15 protein-coding genes are annotated in these 20696 nt (G+C 68.9%); 11 read left to right on the forward strand and 4 right to left on the reverse strand.

Translation table 11 applies throughout. From position 1 onward, the window contains the following. Positions 1-97 precede the first annotated feature (97 nt). The 4 genes from ABNF93_RS16440 to ABNF93_RS16455 all read left to right on the forward strand — a co-directional run bounded on the left by ABNF93_RS16440 (position 98) and on the right by ABNF93_RS16455 (position 8835). Complete coding sequence (locus tag ABNF93_RS16440) at positions 98-2089, forward strand: ABC transporter substrate-binding protein (protein WP_349328944.1); 1992 nt, start codon at positions 98-100, stop codon at positions 2087-2089. 7 nt (positions 2090-2096) lie between these two features. Next, the gene (locus tag ABNF93_RS16445) at positions 2097-3542 is read left to right on the forward strand and encodes a sulfatase-like hydrolase/transferase (RefSeq protein WP_349328945.1); all 1446 of its coding nucleotides are present in this window, start codon (positions 2097-2099) and stop codon (positions 3540-3542) included. Between the two features lie 85 nt (positions 3543-3627). Then, positions 3628-5103: a sulfatase-like hydrolase/transferase gene (locus ABNF93_RS16450; RefSeq protein ID WP_349328946.1), complete on the forward strand. Its 1476-nt coding sequence runs from the start codon at positions 3628-3630 to the stop codon at positions 5101-5103. 108 nt (positions 5104-5211) lie between these two features. After that, on the forward strand, positions 5212-8835 hold the full coding sequence (locus ABNF93_RS16455) for an alpha-glucuronidase family glycosyl hydrolase (protein ID WP_349328947.1): 3624 nt from the start codon (positions 5212-5214) through the stop codon (positions 8833-8835). Between the two features lie 77 nt (positions 8836-8912). Here ABNF93_RS16455 and ligD read toward each other — a convergent pair whose 3' ends face one another. Next, positions 8913-9869: a non-homologous end-joining DNA ligase gene (gene ligD / locus ABNF93_RS16460; protein WP_349328948.1), complete on the reverse strand. Its 957-nt coding sequence runs from the start codon at positions 9867-9869 to the stop codon at positions 8913-8915. A gap of 403 nt (positions 9870-10272) precedes the next feature. Between ligD and ABNF93_RS16465 the strand changes: the two genes are divergently transcribed. After that, on the forward strand, positions 10273-11010 hold the full coding sequence (locus tag ABNF93_RS16465) for a DUF899 domain-containing protein (protein ID WP_349328949.1): 738 nt from the start codon (positions 10273-10275) through the stop codon (positions 11008-11010). Positions 11011-11099: 89 nt separating this feature from the next. Continuing rightward, complete coding sequence (locus ABNF93_RS16470) at positions 11100-11465, forward strand: YciI family protein (protein WP_349328950.1); 366 nt, start codon at positions 11100-11102, stop codon at positions 11463-11465. An 84-nt stretch (positions 11466-11549) separates the two neighbouring features. Here the strand turns inward: ABNF93_RS16470 and ABNF93_RS16475 are convergent, their stop codons facing one another. Next, complete coding sequence (locus ABNF93_RS16475) at positions 11550-12377, reverse strand: IclR family transcriptional regulator (protein WP_349328951.1); 828 nt, start codon at positions 12375-12377, stop codon at positions 11550-11552. 208 nt (positions 12378-12585) lie between these two features. Here ABNF93_RS16475 and ABNF93_RS16480 point away from each other — a divergent pair, with 208 nt between their 5' ends. The 4 genes from ABNF93_RS16480 to ABNF93_RS16495 all read left to right on the forward strand — a co-directional run bounded on the left by ABNF93_RS16480 (position 12586) and on the right by ABNF93_RS16495 (position 18101). Further along, positions 12586-13956, forward strand: a complete 1371-nt coding sequence (locus tag ABNF93_RS16480) for an aspartate aminotransferase family protein (RefSeq protein WP_349328952.1) — start codon at positions 12586-12588, stop codon at positions 13954-13956. 105 nt (positions 13957-14061) lie between these two features. Then, positions 14062-15444: a hypothetical protein gene (locus tag ABNF93_RS16485; protein ID WP_349328953.1), complete on the forward strand. Its 1383-nt coding sequence runs from the start codon at positions 14062-14064 to the stop codon at positions 15442-15444. 102 nt (positions 15445-15546) lie between these two features. Further along, on the forward strand, positions 15547-17337 hold the full coding sequence (locus tag ABNF93_RS16490) for a thiamine pyrophosphate-requiring protein (RefSeq protein WP_349328954.1): 1791 nt from the start codon (positions 15547-15549) through the stop codon (positions 17335-17337). Between the two features lie 80 nt (positions 17338-17417). Beyond that, entirely contained in the window at positions 17418-18101 is a 684-nt protein-coding gene (locus ABNF93_RS16495; protein WP_349328955.1) for a hypothetical protein, read from the forward strand. On the opposite strand, the gene ABNF93_RS16500 is transcribed toward ABNF93_RS16495, so the two are convergent. Continuing rightward, a complete protein-coding gene (locus ABNF93_RS16500; protein WP_349328956.1) occupies positions 18089-19087 on the reverse strand; it encodes an NAD-dependent epimerase/dehydratase family protein in 999 nt (332 codons plus the stop codon). The two genes, ABNF93_RS16495 and ABNF93_RS16500, sit on opposite strands and share 13 nt — an antisense overlap. Positions 19088-19134: 47 nt before the next feature. Then, a complete protein-coding gene (locus ABNF93_RS16505) occupies positions 19135-19635 on the reverse strand; it encodes a MarR family winged helix-turn-helix transcriptional regulator (RefSeq protein WP_349328957.1) in 501 nt (166 codons plus the stop codon). Between the two features lie 95 nt (positions 19636-19730). On the opposite strand from ABNF93_RS16505, the gene ABNF93_RS16510 reads away from it, so the two are divergent. Further along, the gene (locus tag ABNF93_RS16510) at positions 19731-20681 is read left to right on the forward strand and encodes a nitroreductase/quinone reductase family protein (RefSeq protein ID WP_349328958.1); all 951 of its coding nucleotides are present in this window, start codon (positions 19731-19733) and stop codon (positions 20679-20681) included. The last annotated feature ends 15 nt before the right edge of the window (positions 20682-20696 follow it).

Below are 20696 nucleotides of genomic sequence, written 5' to 3' on the forward strand. Positions count from 1 at the left end.
CACGTCCATCGGCCGGTCGTGTCCAATCTTGGCAGACGACGTCTTTACACCGGTGTTTACACCGGTGTAAAACTGGTGCGACATCGAGGAGGTCGCCATGACGAATCCACCAGATGTCCAGCCCGGTCACCGCCCGGGGGTAACCAGGCGACGTCTCCTGGCAACCGCCGGGATGGGTCTGGCGGCGTCTTCGTTGCCCGGGTGCGACCTGTTGAGCACCGATCCGGGCGGCAGGTCGCCCCGGGGCACCGCCCGGGGCAAGGGCAAGGAAGCACCTGAGCTCGCCGCGCAGGTCAAGCAGGGCCGCCTTCCCGCGGTCAAGGAGCGCCTGCCGGCCACCCCGATGGTCATCACACCGCTCGAGGAGACGGGCAGGTACGGCGGACAGCTCAACCTGCTCGGCCTAGCTGAGACCGTCGATGTCAACACGACGCTCGGCTATGAGAACCTCGTGCGCTGGAAGCCCGGCGTCGACACCGACCTCACCGCGGACCAGGTGATCCCCAACGTGGCGGAGAAGGTCGAGGCCAGCGCCGACGGTGCGGAGTACACCTTCACGCTCCGCAGGGGCATGCGATGGTCCGACGGCAGGCCGTTCGGCGCCGACGACATCCTCTTCTGGTACGAAGCTGTCGCGTCGAACCGCGAGCTGACGCCCATCCCGATCGACTGGCTGGTCATCGACGGCGAACCGTTCACCGTCGAGAAGGTCGACGACCACACCGTGGTGTTCCGCTTCCCCCAGCCCAACGGGCTGTTCATGGTCAACCTCGCGACCCAGCGTGGGACGGTCATCACCGACTTCCCGGCCCACTACATGAAGCAGTTCCACCCCGACCATGTGGCCGACATCGACGACGTGGTGAAGGGATCTGACAGCGACACCTGGATCGACCTCTTCCTGTCCAAGGCCAACCGGGCGGAGAATCCCGAGCGGCCAGTCATCGACGCCTGGCGGCTCACCTCCGCGATCAGCGACTCGGGGCGTCCGGTCGCGGAGCGGAATCCGTACTACTGGAAGGTCGACCAGGACGGACGCCAGCTGCCCTATCTCGACAGCGTCGCGTTCGACCTGGTGCAGGACCCGGAGACCGCCGTCCTCAAGGCGACCAACGGTGACTTCCATCTCGTCGACGTCGGCATCAACCAGATCCGCAACAAGCCGGTGTTCGCCCGCAGCCGGGACAAGGCGGGCTACGACTTCTTCGAGACGATTCCGCAACAGATGAACCAGATGATCCTCATGGTGAACCTCACCCACAAGGATCCGGCGTTGCGGGAGATCTTCGCCAACAGGGACTTCCGGATCGGGCTCTCTCACGCGATCAACCGCCAGGAGATCATCAACGCGGTGTTCCAGCGCCAGGGTGAGCCGTGGCAGGCGGCGCCGCGACCGGAGTCGCCGTACTACAACGAGAAACTCGCCAAGCAGTACACCGAGTACGACCTCGATGTCGCGAACGACTTCCTCGACAAGGTGCTGCCCGACAAGGACACGGGCGGCATCCGGCTCCGCCCGGACGGCGAGAAACTCTTCTTCCAGGTCGAGGTCACGACCAGCTTCCCCGACCTGATCGACGCCCTTGAACTCGTGCGCGCACACTGGCGCAAGGTCGGCATCGACATGAGAGTCAAGAGCGAGGACCAGTCCCTCTTCTTCGAACGCATGGAAGCCAACGCCCATGACGCCTGTGTCTGGATCGGCGGCGGCGGACTTGGCGCCACGATGGATCCCTTCTACTACATGCCGTACAACTTCAACACCCGCTACGCGATGTCGTGGTACTACTGGTACTTCGACCCCGACGACAAGCGCGCGGAGGAGCCGCCTCCCGAGACCAGGCGGCAGATCGCGATGTACCGGGAGATGCTGAGCACCGGCGACCAGCAGCGTCAGCATGACCTGATGACGCAGATCATGGACATCGCCGTCGAGCAGTTCTACTGCATGGGGATCGCGCTGCGGAAACGCGAGTACGGCATCGTCGCGAACGACCTGCGAAACACCGCGAAGGTGGCGGTCACCGGCTGGCTGCACGCCAACCTGATGCCGGAGAATCCGCAGACCTACTACTTCGCCGAGCAGTGAGGGCGCTATGACGCCGCAGCCACCGAACATCCTTCTCCTGTGCACCGACCAGCAACGCTTCGACGCGCTTCGGGCGTACGGGAACGACCAGATCGACACGCCGAACCTCGACCGGCTGGCCGCTGCGGGGGTGCTGTTCGAGAACTGCTACGTACAGAACCCGGTGTGCGGGCCGTCGCGCGCAAGCCTGATGACGGGACGCTATGTGCACGCGCACGGCCTGTGGGCCAACGGTGTGGCGCCCCCGGAGCACGAACGGATGTTCACCAACGACCTCGCCGACGCCGGCTACGACTGCGGGCTCGTCGGGAAGTTCCACCTCGCGGCGTGTGCGGGCGGGCGGACGGAGCCGCGGCGGGACGACGGCTTCCGGGTGTTCCGCTGGGCGCACGATCCCTACCCCGGTTCGTCGGAGAACGCCTACCACCGCTGGCTGCGGGCGTTCCGTCCCGATCTGTATGACGCGGCCGTCGATCCCGGGTCGCCGGTCACGTTCGACACGATGCCCACCGAGGCGCACTACAGCCACTGGATCGGCGACGAGACGATCTCCTTCCTGCGCTCGGATCGCCTGCGGGACAGGCCGTTCTGCTTCGTCGCGAACTTCTTCGATCCGCACCACGGCTTCGGCGCGCCGAAGGAGTACACCGACCGCTACGACCCGCAGGCGTTGTCGCGCCCGGTCACCACACCCGACGAACTCGCCGGCAAGCCGCCGATCTTCACCGAGGCGTCGGCGAAGTCCTACGGCGGCCACGCGAAGGGCTATGTCGAGTACACCGAGGACGAACTCCAGGAGACCAAGGCCGCCTACTACGCGATGGTGAGCCTCGTCGACGCCGAGGTGGGCCGGATCCTCGCCACGCTTGACGAAGAGGGACTCGCGGAGAACACGCTCGTCATCTTCACCAGTGACCATGGCGAGATGCTCGGCGACCACCAGCTGATGCTCAAAGGGCCGATGATGTACGACTGTGCGGTCCGGGTCCCGCTGCTGATGCGCTGGACCGGCGTGCTTCCAGCAGGCGTACGTCGGAGCGAGCTGGTGCAGTGGATCGACCTCGGCGCGACGGTGCTCGACGCGGCCGGACTCCCGCCCCTTCCACGAGGGCAGGGCGCGAGCCTGCTGGATCTGGCGCGCGGCGGGAAGGACGCGTGGCAACGCGACTGGGCGCTGAGTGAGTACCGCGACAGCGGCCATCCGTACGATCCGGCGGTCCACACGACGATGCTGCGGCACGACCGCTGGAAGCTCGTCGTCCACCATGGCGAGCCCGCCACCGCCCGTGCCCGCACGGGTGAACTCTACGATCTCGTCGCCGATCCGCACGAACTCACCAACCTGTGGGACGACCCGGAACGCGCGCCCGTACGCCTTGCCCTGCAGGAGAAACTGCTCGACGTGCTCGTGGCGACCGAGGATCGAAGCCAACCGCGCGAGGCGTACTGGTGAGGGTCCGGAGATCGAGACGCCCGAGACCGGGAGGCCGGGGACCGGCAGCGCCGATGACGAGCGTTCGGACGACGAGGAGTCGCACATGAGGACGGCCGCAACGCCGAACATCCTGCTGGTGATGACCGACCAGCACCGCGCAGACTTCACGCGAGGTGCGGGTTTCGCTCTCGACACCATGCCCTTCCTCGATGCCCTCGCCGCCTCCGGCACACGCCTCCGCAACGCCTACACCACCGCTCCGGCGTGCGTACCGGCGCGGACCAGCCTGCTCACCGGGCGCTTTCCGTCCGCCCACCGGGTACGCCAGAACTCCGCGGCGCGCGAGGTGGTCCGTGGCGCCGATCTGCTCGACGTGCTCGACGATGCGGACTACTCGCTGCACTTCGCCGGCAAGACGCATATGTACCGCGCGAAGGAGGACTTCGACTCCTTCGCGGGCCCGTACTGGCACGAACGTGGGCCGGACGAGACCGACGCGCAGCGGGACTTCTCGACATGGCTGCGGTCGATCGACCACGGGCCGAGCCTGGAACCCACGCCGTTTCCGCTCGAGTGCCAGTATCCGTACCGCATCGTCTCCGATGCCATCGCGGGCCTGAAGAAGCGCGACCCGGATCGTCCGTTCTTCAGTTGGGTGTCGTTTCCCGAACCCCACAACCCCTATCAGGCGCCCGAACCGTACTTCTCGCTGTTCGACGAGGCCGACGTGCCGGATCGTGCGTGCGGCCCCGAGGCGGCCGAGGCGAAGGGCGGTACGTACCGCTGGCTGCGGGAACTCCTGGAGGAGAAGCGGCCCGGCTACGACCGACTCTGGCGCCGTTATCGCGCGACCTACTGCGGCATGTTGCGGCTCATCGACGACCAGATCCGCCGCCTGGTGGACTTCCTCGACGACGAAGGGCTCGCCCACAACACCCTGGTCGTGTTCGTCGCCGACCACGGCGACTACGTGGGTGACTACGGCCTGCAGCGCAAGGGCGCCGGCATGCCGGATGTGCTGATGCGGATCCCGTTCGTCGTGGCCGGTCCGGGCATCGTCACGCGCGACAACGCCACCGATCAGGTATCCCTTGCCGACCTGTTTCCCACGCTGTGCGAGGCGATCGGGCGGGACATCCCCTTTGGCGTGCAGGGGCGGAGCCTGTGGCCGATGCTGACCGGTGGCGACTATCCGGCCGAGGAGTTCGCGAGCGTCTATGCCGAACGCGGATTCGGTGGCCTGCCGTACGACGCGGACGCGCGGCCACCGTTGCATTTCGCGTACGAGGGAACGATGTACGACGAGCTCAACAGCGTCACGCAGAGCGGCACGACCCGGATGCTGCGGCAGGGGCGTTGGAAGCTGCTCTACGACGTGACGGGCCGTGGGGAGCTGTACGACCTGGCCGAGGACCCGGCCGAACTGCACAACCGGTGGGCCGATCCGGCCGTTCGCGACGTCCGCGCCGATCTCACCGAGCGGCTGCTGTGGTGGTCGACCCGGGTGGTCGACGACCTGCCGCGCGCCGCGTACGAACCCCTCCGCACCGCCCACAACTACGCCACCCGTTGGCCATGACGGCCACTTACATCGAGGCGCCTTGACGTCGGCGCGCGGTCTTCCTAGCCTCAGAAACCGATTTCTCAGTCGTGGGAGAACCCGCAGCGTCGAGCCGGAGGGCGTCACATGGGTCCCGAGTTCACGCGCCGCAGCGTGCTGGCCGGCAGCGCTGCTTTGTTGGGCGCCGGCCTGCTGGCGGACCCGACCCAGGCGTTCGCCGCCCTCGCGGCCGGCGACGAGGACGGCCACGAGCTGTGGCTGCGCTATCGGCTGGTCAGTTCTTCCACGCTGCTGAACGCGTACCGGCGAACGCTGACGCACGTCGTCAGTGCCGGTGATGGGGCCGTTCTGCGTTCCGCGGTTGATGAACTGCGGCGCGGTGTGTCGGGCTTGACCGGGCGGGAGGTGCCGGAGGAGGACGAACCCGTTCGCGACGGCGCGGTGATCGTGGGTACGCCGGAGTCCTCCGCTCTCGTCGCGCAGCACGTCGACGCCGCTGAGCTGGCCGGGTTGGGCCCGGAAGGCTACGTACTCCGACGACGCCAGGTGAACGGACTCGACGCGATTCTCGTGGCGAGCAACGGCGACCGTGGCGTGCTCTACGGCGCGTTCCACCTGCTGCGGCTCGTTCAGACCCAGCAGCGCCTCGACGCCCTCGACATCGGCGAGCGGCCGGTCAACCAACTCCGCCTGGCCAACCACTGGGACAACCTCGACCGCAGCGTCGAACGCGGATACGCCGGACCTTCGATCTTCCACTGGGACGAGCTGCCGACCGTCCTGCCGCACTACGTCGACTACGCCCGCGCGCTCGCGTCGGTCGGCATGAACGGCACGGTGGTCAACAACGTCAACGCCAACCCGGAGTTTCTCTCCACCGAGATGCTGGAGAAGCTGACCGGGCTGGCCGCGGTGCTGCGGGCGTGGGGAGTCACCCTCTACCTCTCGGCGAACTTCGCCAGCCCGATCGTGCTGGGCGGGCTTTCGACGGCGGACCCGTTCGACGCGGACGTGCAGGCATGGTGGCGGGACAAGGCCCGCGAAGTCTACGACCTGATCCCCGACCTGGGCGGCTTCCTCGTCAAGGCCGACTCCGAGGGACAACCCGGCCCGCTCACCTACGGACGTACGCACGCCGACGGCGCCAACCTGCTGGCCGACGCGGTGCGGCCGTACGGCGGAATCGTCATGTGGCGGGCGTTCGTCCACGACTTCAACCCGCAGACGTGGGCCCACAAGTCGTACGAGACATTTACGCCGCTCGATGGAGAGTTCGCCGAGAACGTCGTTCTGCAGATCAAGAACGGGCCGATCGACTTCCAGGTCCGCGAGCCGGTGCATCCGTTGTTCGGCGCGCTGCCGCGCACGAACTCGATGCTCGAGTTGCAGATCACCCAGGAGTACACCGGTCAGTCCACCCATCTGTGTTACCTGGTGCCGATGTGGAAGGAGGTCTACGACTTCGACACCCACGCGACTGGCGACGGTCCGCTTGTCGCGGACATCATCGACGGGTCGGCGTACGGCTATGCACACAGCGGTGTCGCGGGCGTGATGAACGTCGGCTCCGACACCAACTGGACCGGCCACCACCTCGCCGCGGCCAACACGCACGGGTTCGGCCGCCTCGCGTGGAATCCCGGACTCGCGCCTGCCGAGATCGCCGACGAGTGGGTACGCATGACCTTCGGCCTGGATCGCGACCTCGTTCATGTCCTCACCCAGACGTTGCTGCGGTCATGGGAGATCTACGAGGCGTACACCTCGCCGTTGGGTGTCGGCTTCCTGATCGGCGGCGACCACTTCACTCCCGACCCGTGGGGCAACGTCCCGTGGCACCAGGCCGATGCCGAGGGAACCGGGTTCGACCGTACGGTGGCCACCGGCATCGGCTACACCGGCCTCTACCATCCTCCGGTGGCACGGATGTACGAGTCGCTGGCCACGTGTCCCGACGAGCTGCTCCTATTCATGCATCACGTGCCGTACGGCCATCGCCTGCACTCCGGCAAGACCGTCATCCAGCACATCTACGACAGCCACTTCGACGGGCTGGACCAGGCGAGGCGGCTGCGTCAGCTGTGGAACGCAGTGGGGAGCCGGGTCGACGCCCGGCGCTATGCGGAGACGCTGGAGCGGTTCGACGGCCAGGTCGAGCAGGCCGTCTTGTGGCGGGATTCGGTCGTCGGCCTCTACTTCGAACAGGGCAAGGTCCTCGACGAGAAACGGGAATGGGTGCAGGTGCGGCCCGCCGAGACGACGGTGCTGCTCGGCGGCTGGCCGAACGTCCTGAAGCTCCGGGTCGGCAACGCCTCGGCGAAGCAGCGCGAGGTGACGGTGGGTGTCGCGGCGGCGCCCGGGTGGAGCAGCGGCACCGACACCGCGGCGCTGGCGTCGCGTGAGTTCGGCGTACTCGCGGTTCCAATCACGCCGCCGATCGCGCCCCAGATCGGCATGGTGCAGGCAGTTGTCGATGCGGGCGGCCTTCCGGTTCTCGGGCCGTCGACGCCGGTGATCACCGCTCCAGCCGGGCCGCACTGCGTACTCGCCCTCGACGCGGGATCCGTCTCCAGCCCGCTCCTTCCCGGCTATCGGCGGCTGTCGCCTTCCTCCGGGTGGGACGCGGCGGTCGGGTACGGCTGGGTGGGGGCGGCACCCCAGTCGCGGGACCGCGGCGGACCTGACACGCTGCGGCGGGACTTCGTCAACGACACGACCGCTCGGACGCTGCGTATCGCCTTACCAGCAGGCGTTCTCGATGCCTACGTCCTTGTCGGCGATGCGGGTGCCGGCTCCTGGCCCACGTTCGTTCGGGCCGACGGCGAGCTCATGGCCGAGAGCGTGTTCCTGGAGAACAACTCCTACGTCTGGCTGCGTTTCAGCCTGGACGGAGGAGCGGACGGGCGGGAGGTCGACCTGGAGTTTTCCGGCGCTCCTGACCAGCACTGGCATCTCAATGCGCTCGTCCTGCGTGATCCCGCCGCTTCGCCGCCGCGCGCCGGCGTGGGAGCTGTGGAGGCGACCTCGCCGATGTTCGGCGGCCAGGACTCCGCGGTGACGGTGGATGTGGTGAACCTGACCGACGCCGACATTGCGTTCGCCGCCCGCGTGGAAGTCCCTGAGGGCTGGTCGGCACAGGACGCGGTGGCCACCGTTCCGGCGGGCGCTGGCAGCGCCCTCGAGGTGACCGTCGTCGCTGCGGGGACGCCGGTGTTTGCGACCCTGCGGGTCGGGGTGACGGCCGATGGCGAGCCGGTCGGGGACGATCGGCTTGTCGACGTACTCGCGGTTCCATCTGGCGACGCCGCTCTTCTTGCCATCGACGCCGGGCCCGCGTCGGCGCCTCTGCTGGCGGGCTATCGACGGCTCTCACCGGACGACGAGTGGGATGGTGCCGCAGGTTATGGCTGGGTCGGTGCCGCGCCGCAGTCGCGGGACCGTGCCGTGCTCGATCCACTCCGCCGGGATTTCGTCAACGACGTGAACCCCCGGGTGCTCCGGCTTTCGGTACCAACAGGCGAGTGCGACGTCTTCCTGCTCGTGGGCGACGGGACGCAGCCATCGCAGCCGACGTACGTCCGATCCGGGGGTGCGCTGGTGGGTGAGAGCGCGCCGCTGGGCGTGGGTGAATTCGCGTGGGTACGGTTCACGCTCGACGGCGGGCCATCTGGACGCGAGGTGGATCTGGAGCTGTCCGGTGTGCCAGCTGAACACTGGCGCCTCAACTCGCTGGTGATGATGAGCCGGTGAGTCGTTCGTCGTCTGTGACGACGGCAATGCGGCCTTGCCCGTAAGGCATCCTGGTACGACCCGCACGAGGCTGCGCGCTACCGGCCCTCGCGGCGGGCGCGGGCCCGGCGCTTGCCCTCATGCATCGCTTGGACGCGGGCGACGGGGATCGCACGCCCCTCCTCGACCAGTTCGGTGCTCAGGCGCTGTGGCTCGGGCATGTGGGCGGCCCACGGGTCGTCGTCGCCGAGCAACCCCGGGGCCGTACGCAGGGTGAAGTCGCCCGGCGTGATCCGGTCGAGGTCGTCCCAACCCACCGGGAACGAGACCGGGACGCCCGGCCGAAGGCGCGGACTGTACGCCGCCACCACCGTGGCCCCACCGGCCCGGGTCGAGTCGAGGAACACCTTGCCGCCACGATCCTCCCGGATGAACGCCGTCGTGGCGAGTGCCGGGTCGAGTCGTTCGGCCCGGACCGCGATGGCCCGCGTGGCAGCGGCCGCCTCCTCGGTGCTCACCTGCTCGTCCAGCGGTACGAAGACGTGCAGCCCCTTCGCCCCGCTGGTCTTCACCGCGCCCACCAGGTCGAGGTCGGCCAGCGCTTGGCGGACCAGGCGCGCCGCGCCGACGACCGGTGCGAACGCGTCACCGTCCGGCGGGTCGAGGTCGAGGACGAGATGGGTCGGGTGGTGCAGCCCTTCGGCAAGGGCCAGGGTCGGGTGGTATTCGACCGCCCGCTGATTGGCGAACCACAGCAGCGTGCGCCGGTCGTTGCACAGTGCGTACGCCACCTCGCGTTGGGACGATTCCGCCCACAACTTGACCGTGCGTACCCACGACGGCGTGTACTTCGGGACGTTCTTCTGCATGAACGGCGCCTGACCACGCAGGATGCGCACCACGGACAGCGGCCGGTCGGTCAGCACCCGGACGAGGCGGTCGCCGATGGTGTCCAGATAGTCCACCAAGTCCCGCTTCGTCGCGTTGTCGCCAGCGAGCAACGGCTGGTCGAGGTTGGTCAGCGAAACCCCGTCGCGCTCCTCACCGCCGCTCATCGCCGATCACCTTCCCAGTTTCTCTGCCCGCCAGCGATGAGTTCGGCCGGCTCGAATAGTCACCACTCACGTGCGGCGCCTTAACTGCCTGGAACGAGGAGACCACATGACGGACGCACAAAGCCAGCCGAAGGCCGACACACTGAGCGGCCCTCCGCCGGATGACACCGAGGGTTGGTGATCCCCATGTGCCCACTGTGTATCGCGACCATCGGAGCCCTGGCCTCCGGCGCGGCGGTCTTCGTCAAGAAGGTCCGCGCCAGAACGGACATCGCACCAACCGGAGAGGACCCGTCGGCGGGAAATTCCTCGCCGGGGCCTGTCGATTGTGGTCCGGGCCGTTCGTCATGGTCCTGACGAGGCCGGACCGGCCTCGAACGATCGATCACCCGGAGGTAGGAGAATGAGTCTTCCCGAGGTTGTGTCCCGCGAGGAGTGGTTGGCCGCACGCAGGCACCTGCTGGTGCGGGAGAAGGAGTCGACCCGCGAACGCGATGCGCTGAACGCCGACCGACGGCGGCTGCCGATGGTGCGGATCGACAAGGAGTACGTCTTCGAGGGCGAGACCGGCAAAGCCAGCCTGGCGGAGCTGTTCGAGGACAACAGGCAGCTCATCATCTACCACGCGATGTTCGACCCGTCGTGGGAGAAGGCCTGCCCCGGCTGCACCGCGACCATGGACGAGTCCACCGACGGCCTGCTCGCGCACCTGAAGACACGCGACACCGCGTACGTGCGGGTTTCCCGTGCTCCCTATGGGAAGATCGCGGCGTTCCGGGCGGAGCGTGGGTGGACCTTCCCCTGGTATTCGTCGTACGGCAGTGACTTCAACTACGACTTCCACGTCACCCTCGACGCGGCGGTGACGCCGATCGAGTACAACTACCGGAGCCAGGCCGAACTCGCCGCGATCGACCCGGACTGGGCCGCGGAACGTTCGACCGAGATGCCCGGCTTCAGCTGCTTTCTGCGGGATGGCGACGCCATCTTCCACACGTACTCCACCTATGCGCGTGGCACCGAGGTGGCCAACGACACCTACGCACTGCTCGACCTGACCGCGCTGGGCCGCCAGGAAGACTGGGAGGAGCCAGCGGGTCGCGCCGAGAACGCGCGTAAGGCCGACCCCACGTTTTCGTGACCGGGCGGTGCGGCTCTGCTTGACCGCGGCGGGCCGTGGCGGACGCGCTGCGACCCGGGTCGCTTGATCGCGACAGAAGAGGAGGAACGATGAAGTACCTGCTGTTGATCTGCAGCGAAACCGACCCGGCGGAGCTGGCCGAGAACGCTCCCGACGTCCAGGTCCGGGACGGCCAGTCGGTCGACGTCGGCGCCGGCCGCTGGGTCGAGGAGATGGACGGCCGGGGAGTCCGGCTGTTCGGCAGCCGGGTCCGGCCGCCTGCAGAGGCCACGACCGTGCGCGTGCGCGACGGTGCCGTGCTGACCACCGACGGGCCGTACGCCGAGACCAAGGAATGGATGGCCGGCTTCGACGTCATCGAGTGCGCCAACCTGGACGAGGCGATCGAGGTCGCCGCCAAGCACCCCGCGGCCCGGACCTCCATGATCGAGGTGCGCCAGTTCTGGACCGAGTGAAACGCCCAAGTCCGGTGGAGCGGAGCAGTTCCGAGCGGCCCACCGCCGCCATGGTCTCCGTTCTGGGCGACTACGTGGCTGGCTTCACGACACCTGTCCGCTGAAGCCCAGTTGGGCGGAAACGCGGTCGGCGGCCGCGCGGGTCGCCTGACCCACCTCGCGCATGCGTACGGCGGTGAAACCCGCCTTCATTCCGGTCACGCTGATCCCCGCCACGCATGCGCCTGAATCATCACGGACGCCGCTGCCCACACAGAAGATGCCTTCGGCGTCCTCCTCGTCGTCGACGGCGTACCCGAGTCGGCGGATCTCCTTCAGCTGCGCCAGCAGCGCCTCGCGGTCGGTGAGAGTGTGCGGAGTACGCCGGGGCAGTCCGCCCGCCGCGACGATGCGTTCGACCTCGGCGTCGGGGAGGTACGCCAGCATCGCCTTGCCGATCCCGGTGCAATGCATCATCTCCCGTGCCCCCATGCGGAGATCGATGTGCACGTGGGCGGGTACGACGACGCGGTCGACGGAGACGGCGGAGTCGTTCTGGAGCACGGCGAGCCGGGCGGACAACCCCACGGTCTGCGTGAGCTCCCGCAGGACCGGCCGGGCAAGGTCGATGAGCGACAGTTGCTCGCGGGCGCGTTCGCCGAGCCGGGACAGGCCCATGCCGAGTCGGTAACGCCGGCTCTGACCTTCGCCATGGTCGGCCACGAGGCCGTGGGAGCGGAGGGTATGGAGGACGGAGAAGACGATGCTCTTCGACAGTCCGCACGCCTGGGCGATCTCGGTGACGCTCATCCCGTCGCTGGTGCCGTGCTCGGCGAGGACCTCGAGGACACCGATCGCACGCACGACGCTGCGCACCGTGTAGCGGTCGCCGTCGGCGCGCTGGGGCTGGGCATCGCGCTGCGCTCGTGCCACCTCGGCGCCCCTCTTCCCTGAGTGATTGCGTACGACAGGTGATTCCGTACGACGACTCCTGAGTGATTCCGCCACGGCGATACGGGTCCGCCGGAGCCATTGACGGGCCCTCCGGAACGAGCATAGCCTGTTTTCCGAACGCCGTTCTGTTCTACCGAACGCAGACGCGCGGAGCGCGAGCGCAGCCCGAACGCAGGAGGTGGCCCGGATGGCCGGGACCGCGGAGCCCGAGCGTCAGTCCGCACGGGTCGCCGACCGCGCGCGTGCCGTGATCCCGGGCGGCGTCAACAGCGGCCAGCGGTGCGTGCCCGGCCTCGAGAACCTCGTGGTCGCCTCCACGTCGGGCGCGACGTTCACCGACACGACCGGGCGTACCTTCGTCGACTACCACGCGGCCTTCGGCCCACCGCTGCTCGGCCACAATGATCCGGACGTCAACGCCGCGGTCACCTCCGCTCTTGGGCGCCTCGACCTGTGCGGCGTCGGCGTCACGGCCCAGGAGGTCGAGCTGGCCGAGACGGTGGCCGGTCTCGTTCCCTCGGTGGAGAAGCTGCTCCTCACGTCGACCGGCAGCGAGGCGACCTTCCACGCCCTGCGACTCTCGCGAGCGGTGACCGGACGCCGTTACGTCGTGAAGTTCCAGGGCTGCTACCACGGTTGGCACGACGCGGTCAGCCTCAACGTCATCTCGAGCGCCGATGCCGTGGGCCACAAGGACCCGATCTCGGCCGGCATCCTGCCCGAGGTGATCGAGGCCACGCTGGTAGCTGAGTTCAACGACGTCGACGGGCTGACCACGCTGTTCGACGCGCTCGGCCCGGACATCGCGGCAGTGATCCTCGAACCGATCCCGCACAATGTCGGTGCGCTCCTGCCGGACCAGGCGTTCCTGCGGGCCTGCCGCGACCTGACCAGCCGGCACGGCTCCGTGCTCGTCTTCGACGAGGTCATCACCGGCTTCCGGCACCACCTCGGCGGCTACCAGGCGATCTCCGGGGTCACACCCGACCTCACCACGTTGGGCAAGTCCATGGCCAACGGCCTTCCCGTGGCCGCCCTCGGTGGGCGGGCGGACCTCATGGACCAGCTCAGCTCACGTCCTGGTGCGCCGGTCTTCGCGGCTGGTACGTACAACGGACATCCGGCGATGGTCGCGGCAGCGGCGGCGACGATCGCGAAGCTGCAGGACGAGCCCGTCCTCGCCCACGTCCACGCCCTCGGCGACCAGGTGCGCGCGGGGCTTCGCGAGGTCTGCGCCGATCTCGACATACCCGCAGTGGTCACCGGTTACGGCTCGGTCTTCCTCACGTACTTCATGGACACGCCACCCCGGACCTACCGCGATCTCCTTGCCAACGACACCGAGCTGTTCATCGGTTACCGGAACCACCTGCGCGACCATCTCATCTTCGAACTCCCGTTGAACCTCAAACGCAACCACCTGTCGTACGCCCACACCGAAAGCCACGTGGACCAGCTGATCGACGCCACCCGGCAGGCGTTGACGAAGGCCCTCACCAACCGACCGGCCGTGAGTGCGTCCGCCAGCACCATGGGCGGCATCGGTTCCACGCCGTGATGCTGGAGCCTTCCAAGGAGGCCAGCAGCTTCCCGAGGCGAGGACCTACGCCTGGAGACCGATCCGAACGCGCGAAGTGACCGACAGGTGGGAGCAGGAGCACCGATGAGCGACGACACGTGGGCACCACCCGGCTGGCAGGGAGAGGTCGGCGTCGGCCGGCGCGACATCACTCCGCCCGCCGGCATCCGGGCGAAGAACTGGGGCGCCGCACTGACCGACGTCTCCACCGGCGCGCACCGCCCGCTCACCTTGACCGCCGTCGCCCTGCGGGCCGGCCCCGACGCCGAGCCGGTCGTGCTGATCACGGCCGACCTGTCGGTGTGGCGGCGCGCCGAGGACGAGTGGTTCGTTCGCGGCGCGGTCCTGCAAGCCCATGGGCTGGACGCCACCAGGGTGATGCTGCACCTGGTCCACACCCACGCCAGTCCATCGATTCACGCATCCGAGGTGGACCAACCAGGCGGTGCCGGCGTACCCGCCTATCTGGCCACGCTCCGCGATGCCGCGGTGGCGGCCACCGGCGAAGCGCTCGCCACCTGTGTTCCCGCCAGCATGACGGTCGCGACCGGACGCAGCAGCGTCGCCGCCATCCGCGACCTTCCCGCCGGCGACCGGTACGTCGTCGGGTTCAACCCGCAGGCGAGGGCCGACGACACCCTCATGGTCGCCCGGATCGCGGCGGCCGGCGACGGCCGGGTACTGGCGACCATCGTCAACTACGCCTGCCATCCCACGACCCTCGCGTGGGAGAACACCCTGGTCTCCGCCGACTATGTGGGCGGCCTGCGCGCGATCGTCGAGGCCGGTACGGAGGGTGCGCCGTGCGTCTTCCTGCAGGGTGCGTCCGGTGACCTCGCCCCTCGCGAGCAGTACACCGGCGACACGAGCGTGGCGGACCGGCACGGGTTCGCGCTCGGCCACGCCGCCCTCGGCGCGCTGCAGACGTTGCCGCCACCTGCGCACGGGCTGGCGCTGGAGCGGATCGTCGAGTCCGGCGCGCCGCTCGCGGTCTGGCGGCCGCGCGCAGCCACCTGGTCGAGGGACATCGTCGCCGACCGGACCGAGCTGTCGGTCCCCGTCAAACCCCTTCCTACGTTCGAAGAACTCGAACGCCGGTGGGCCGGCATCGACGCCCACGCCCGGGCCGAACGTATCCACCGCGCGATGGACCAGCGGGACAACCTCCCCACCGGTACGACGACCACCCAGCCGGTCTGGACGTGGCGGCTCGGCGACGTCGTGATGGTCGCGCAGCCGGGCGAGGCGTACTCCGTTTTCCAGCGCACGTTGCGGGACCAGGTGCCCGAGGCGGCGGTCTTCGTCCTCAACCTCACCAACGGCCACAGCCTCGGTTACCTGCCGCCGCTGGATGCGTACGACCACGACATCTACCAGGTGTGGCAGACCGCCTACGGCGCCGGCACCCTGGAGCAGGTGACGAGCCACGCGCTGTCCCGCGCGAAGGGGTTGCTCTCGACCAGGTGACGGGCCGCGCGTGGACGCCGACCGCCGGACAAGTGCAGGTGTCGGACCTTCGTGCGCGGGTAACTCTGCGGTTGCAGGCGTCGGAACGAAAAGGGAGGGACAGTGGCCGAGACAGTCGGCGACTTCGTCCTCGGACGGCTCCGCGACTGGGGTGTCGAGCACGTGTTCGCCTACCCGGGCGACGGCATCAACGGCCTGGTCGCAGCGTTCGGTGAGGCGGACAACCAGCCACGCTTCATCCAGTCCCGCCACGAGGAGATGTCAGCTTTCCAGGCAGTCGGCTACGCGAAGTTCTCCGGCAGGGTCGGTGTCTGCATGGCAACCAGTGGGCCGGGAGCGATCCACCTGCTCAACGGTCTCTACGACGCCAAGCTCGACCATGTGCCGGTCGTCGCCATCGTCGGGCAGACCGCGCGCAGTGCGATGGGCGGAAGCTACCAGCAGGAGGTCGACCTGCAGGCGTTGTTCAAGGACGTCGCCAGTGACTACCTGGTCGAGGTCAACGTCGCCGAGCAGTTGCCCAACGCGCTCGACCGCGCGATCCGGACCGCCGAGGCCCGAAGGGCTCCGACCGCGCTGATCATCCCGAACGACCTGCAGGAGGAGGAGTACTCCGCGCCCCAGCACGCGTTCAAGCACGTGCCGTCGAGTCCACCTGGGCCGGTCGACTCGCTGGTGACGCCACCGGACCGCGAGGTCGCCCGCGCCGCGGAGGTCCTCAACGCGGGTTCGAAGGTCGCCATGCTGATCGGCCAGGGCGCCCGTGGCGCCGTCGAGGAGGTCATGCGGGTCGCCGACATCACCGGTGCGGGAGTCGCGAAAGCCCTTCTGGGCAAGGACGTCCTGCCTGACGACCTGCCGTACGTGACGGGAGCCATCGGCCTGCTCGGCACCCGGCCGAGCTACGAACTCATGCGCGACTGCGACACGCTGCTGATCGTCGGCTCCAGCTTCCCGTACTCACAGTTCCTGCCGGAGTTCGGCACGGCACGTGCGGTCCAGGTCGACCTCGACCCCAGCCTGATCGGGATGCGGTATCCGACCGAGGTGAACCTGGTCGGCGACGCCCATGCCGCGCTCGCCGCACTGATCCCCCGGCTGGAACGCAAGACCGACCGGTCCTGGCGGGAAGCGGTCGAGCGTAACGTGACCTCCTGGTGGGAGACCGTCGAGAAGCAGGCCATGCTCGACGCGCGCCCGGTGAACCCGATGCGGATCGTCTGGGAGCTGTCGCAGCGGATCCCCGACAACGCGATCGTCACCGCCGACTCCGGGTCGGCCGCCAACTGGTACGCCCGCGACCTGAAGATGCGTGGCCGGATGCGCGGGTCCCTGTCCGGCACCCTGGCCTCGATGGGTCCCGGGGTGCCGTACGCGATCGGAGCGAAGTTCGCCTGCCCCGACCGGCCGGTCGTCGCCCTGGTCGGTGACGGCGCGATGCAGATGAACGGCCTCGCCGAGCTGATCACCCTGGCGAAGTACTACGAACTCTGGGCCGACCCGCGCTGCGTCATCTGCGTCTTGCACAACAACGACCTCAACCAGGTCACCTGGGAGCTACGGGCCATGGGCGGCGCGCCGAAGTTCGAGGAGTCGCAGACGATTCCCGACATCTCCTACGCCGACATCGCCCGCGGCTTCGGACTGGAGGCGGTGACCGTCGACTCACCGGACGACCTCGGCGCGGCATGGGAACGCTGCCTGCAGGCGGACCGGCCCGCCCTCCTGGACGTCCACTGTGATCCCGAGGTGCCGCCCATCCCGCCGCACGCGACCTGGGACCAGATCAAGGCCACCACCCAGTCGGTGTTGAAGGGCGACCCGGCGGCCTGGCACCTGATCGTGCAGGGAGCGAAGACGAAGCTCCAGGAGCTCACACCGGGCGGGCCATGAATCCCGAGCACCGTCCTGTGTCAGAACACCGGGTCGAAAACGCGTCGCGCGTCCTGGCGCCGGCGATCTAGCCTGCGCAGGTGACCGACCCGGACATGGCCGTGTTCGCCGGCGTGCGTTGGGCGGACCTGAACCATCGCGACACTCGCGTACGGCTGGAGGCGCACGGCTGGACGCCGTGTGGAGAGGGCGACTGGGCGCTCGCGTTCCGTTCGCCCGGTGGCGGGCTGGCGGCACGGGTCAGTGCGTTCGAACCGTCGTACGCCTGGTTCGTCGAGCTCTGCCGGCGGATGGAGGGAAATCCGTACTTCCCCCGGATCGATCTCGTCTCCGAGCTCGAAGGCGGCGGCCACCTCGCGATCCTCGAGTTCCTCACCCAGGTCAGCGCGGATGAGGAGGCCGCGTTCCTCGCGCGCTGGAAGAGCGACGCCGACCCAGACCCTGACCTGCGGGCCGCCCGGGCAGCCACGGAAGCGCTGAACAAGCACTGCCAGGAGAACGTGCGGTTCTGGATGGGCATCGACATCGGCGACCACGTGATGCGCGCCGCCGACGGTCACCTCAAGTTGATCGACCTCCTGGGGGTGGGGGGTGGGCCGATGCTCGACCAGATGGAGGCGGACATGGGCGAGTTCCTCCGCGTCATCCCGCGAGAACGGTGCAGGTACATGCTCGAGATCCCGCACTTCTCCCGCGACTACGCCGCCGATGACCGGGCGCGGGTCGAAGCCGCCTTCGCGCGCGTCGACGTTCAGCGTCCGTAAATGGCGAGGAGGTCGAGCAGCTCGCGCTCGCGGTCCGGGGCCAGGCCGGCGGAGCGGGTACGGTCCAGGCCCTGCGTACGCTCCCAGGCGAGCAGGTCGGTGAGGAGTTCCGCGCGGGGGCGATGCCGCAGGCCGGCCGCCACCGCAGCGGACCCGTCGCGGGCCGCGAATCCCTCCCAGCCCGGCTCCCGGATCCACATCGGCAGCGACACCGACCCGCTCCACTCCTGCACGCCGTGCTCGGCGAGCCACGCCGGCTCGGCGGGAACGACCTTGCCGGTGTGCCCGCCGACCGCGCGGCACAGCTCGATCCATTCGTCGAACGGCACCGTCGGTCCGACCGCGTTGAACAGCCCGGCGGTCCCGGCGGACGCAGCACCCAGCAGCCAGTCGACGAGGTCCCGAACGTCGACCACCTGCGTCGGCGCGTCCGGCGTGGCCGGCACCAGCAGCGGGGTGTGGGGATCGCGTGCGCTCCGCGCCACCCAGTAGCCGGAGCGGTCGGTGTGGTCTCCCGGGCCGCCGATCAGTCCGGCTCGGGCGATCAGCAGCCGGTCGTCGAGGGCGTTGGCCGACGCCTGCTCGCAGGCCGCCTTCGCCTCGCCGTAGAGCGCGCGGTCGACCTCGTCCCGGTCGGTCGGGGCGAGAGTCTCCTCGCTCTCGTCGGCGCCGCGCGTCGCGTGGGAGGCGTAGACGTTGCCCGACGAGACGTAGGTCCAGTGCCGCGCCCGGTCCGCGAGTGCCGTCAGCGCGCTGCGGACCATGCCCGGCTGCCACGACACCTCCACGACGGCGTCCCAGTCACGGCCGGCCACGGCGTCGTAGGCCTCTGGATGCCGCCGGTCGGCGGCCACCAGCTCCGCGCCCGCGGCAACCTCACCACTCGTTCCGCGCGCCAGACAGGTCACGGAGTGTCCCTGGTCGAGTGCCTGTCGCGCGACTTGCCGGCCGAGCCATGCGGTGCCGCCGAGGATCAGGATCTGCATGGCGTCCAGCCAATCCTGGTGGACGGCAGCCTGCCTAGTGGATTCGCTCAGAGCGGATCACCGGGGCCGTCCTGGCCGTCGGCGATGCCCTCTTCGTACGCCCGCAGCGTGTGGACGAACAGCCGGCGCTCGGCGGGGCTGAGTGGCTCGAGGGCGTTTCGCCAGGCGGTCGCGCCACGGGCGAGCCAGCCGTCGATCGCCGGTCGGTGCGCGTCGGCGATGCTCACGATCCGGCGCCGCCGGTCGTCGTCGTCCTCGCGCCGTTCGAGGATCCCCTGGCGGCTCAGCTCACCGACCATGAGGCTCACCGTCGCCGGCGCGACCTCCAGCCTGGTGGCGAGGTCGTTGACGGTCATGGGCCCGTCGAAGAGCAGGTAGGACAACAACGACAGATGGCGTGGCGCCAGGGAGAACCCCCGCAGCTCGTCGGGGATCCGAGCGCGCTTCGCCCGCCCGACGATCCGCGGCAGGAGCAGGATCAGCGCGCGGACAGCGTCGTCGACACCCAGCCCTGGGTCGGCAGCGACTCTCCGTTTCCGGGTTGACACCCCACCAGCCTCCATTTACCTTCGTCCTCAGAGTAGTTTTGCTATCAAAGCCAATTGACTCTGTGTCGACAGCAATCCTGACGAGGAGTATCCCAGTGCCCGACGACCGACCTCCAGCACACGACTCCCTCCAGCAGCAGGTGATCGACGAGTTCCGCGCCCGAGGAGGAGTAGTGGGCGGCCGCTTCGAAGGCACCCCACTCCTCCTGCTCACAACGGGGGGTGCGCGGACGGGCAGGCCACACACCACGCCGGCCACCTATGCCCGCGACGGCGACCGGCTCGTGATCTTCGCCTCCAACGCGGGCGGGCCGAGGAACCCCGACTGGTACCACAACCTGCTCGCCGACCCGAATGTCGTCGTCGAGATCGGCGAGCAGGGCGAGGTACGCACCCACCTGGTCCTGGCGGAGCCGCTCCACGGCGAGGAACGCGACCGGCTCTACGCGCTGCAGGCACAACGGGTCCCCGCGTACGCCGAGTACCAGGCGATGACCTCGCGCAGGATCCCCGTCGTCGCCCTCCGCCCGGTGGACCTGACTGGCGGCGCGGACCGCGTGACGGCGATCGGCGCGCAGCTGACCCAGGTCCACCAGGAGCTACGACGTGCACTCGACGACCTCCGCTCCCGAGCGGACGACCTGGTGGCCGGCCGCCAGGCACCGGCCGACGGGGCGCACGACGGGGCGAACAACGGGGCGCACGACGGGCACAGCCTGGACGGCGTGCTGCTGGAGCACTGCCTGAGCTTCTGCGCCGCCCTCCACATGCACCACCTCCGCGAGGACGGCGGGTTCACCGCCTTCGAGACGGAAGTGCCCGGCGTCGCGCCCCTGGTCGAACGGCTGCGCCGGGAGCATCGGGTAGTGGGGCATACCCTGACGCGGCTGCGGGAGCTGGTGGCACGGCTTGGTTCCACTCCGGGCGCGGCGGACGCCGTCACCATGCGGGCCGAGCTGGAGCAGCTCGCCGTGAACCTGGAGGAACACTTCCGCTACGAGGAGGAGAGCCTGATCCCGGCGCTGGCGGCGGCCGCGCAGGCGTAGGCAGCAGTCGGCTCG

It is taken from the genome of Actinopolymorpha sp. B9G3, assembly GCF_040120725.1.
In the GTDB taxonomy this organism is placed as follows: Bacteria; Actinomycetota; Actinomycetes; order Propionibacteriales; family Actinopolymorphaceae; genus Thermasporomyces.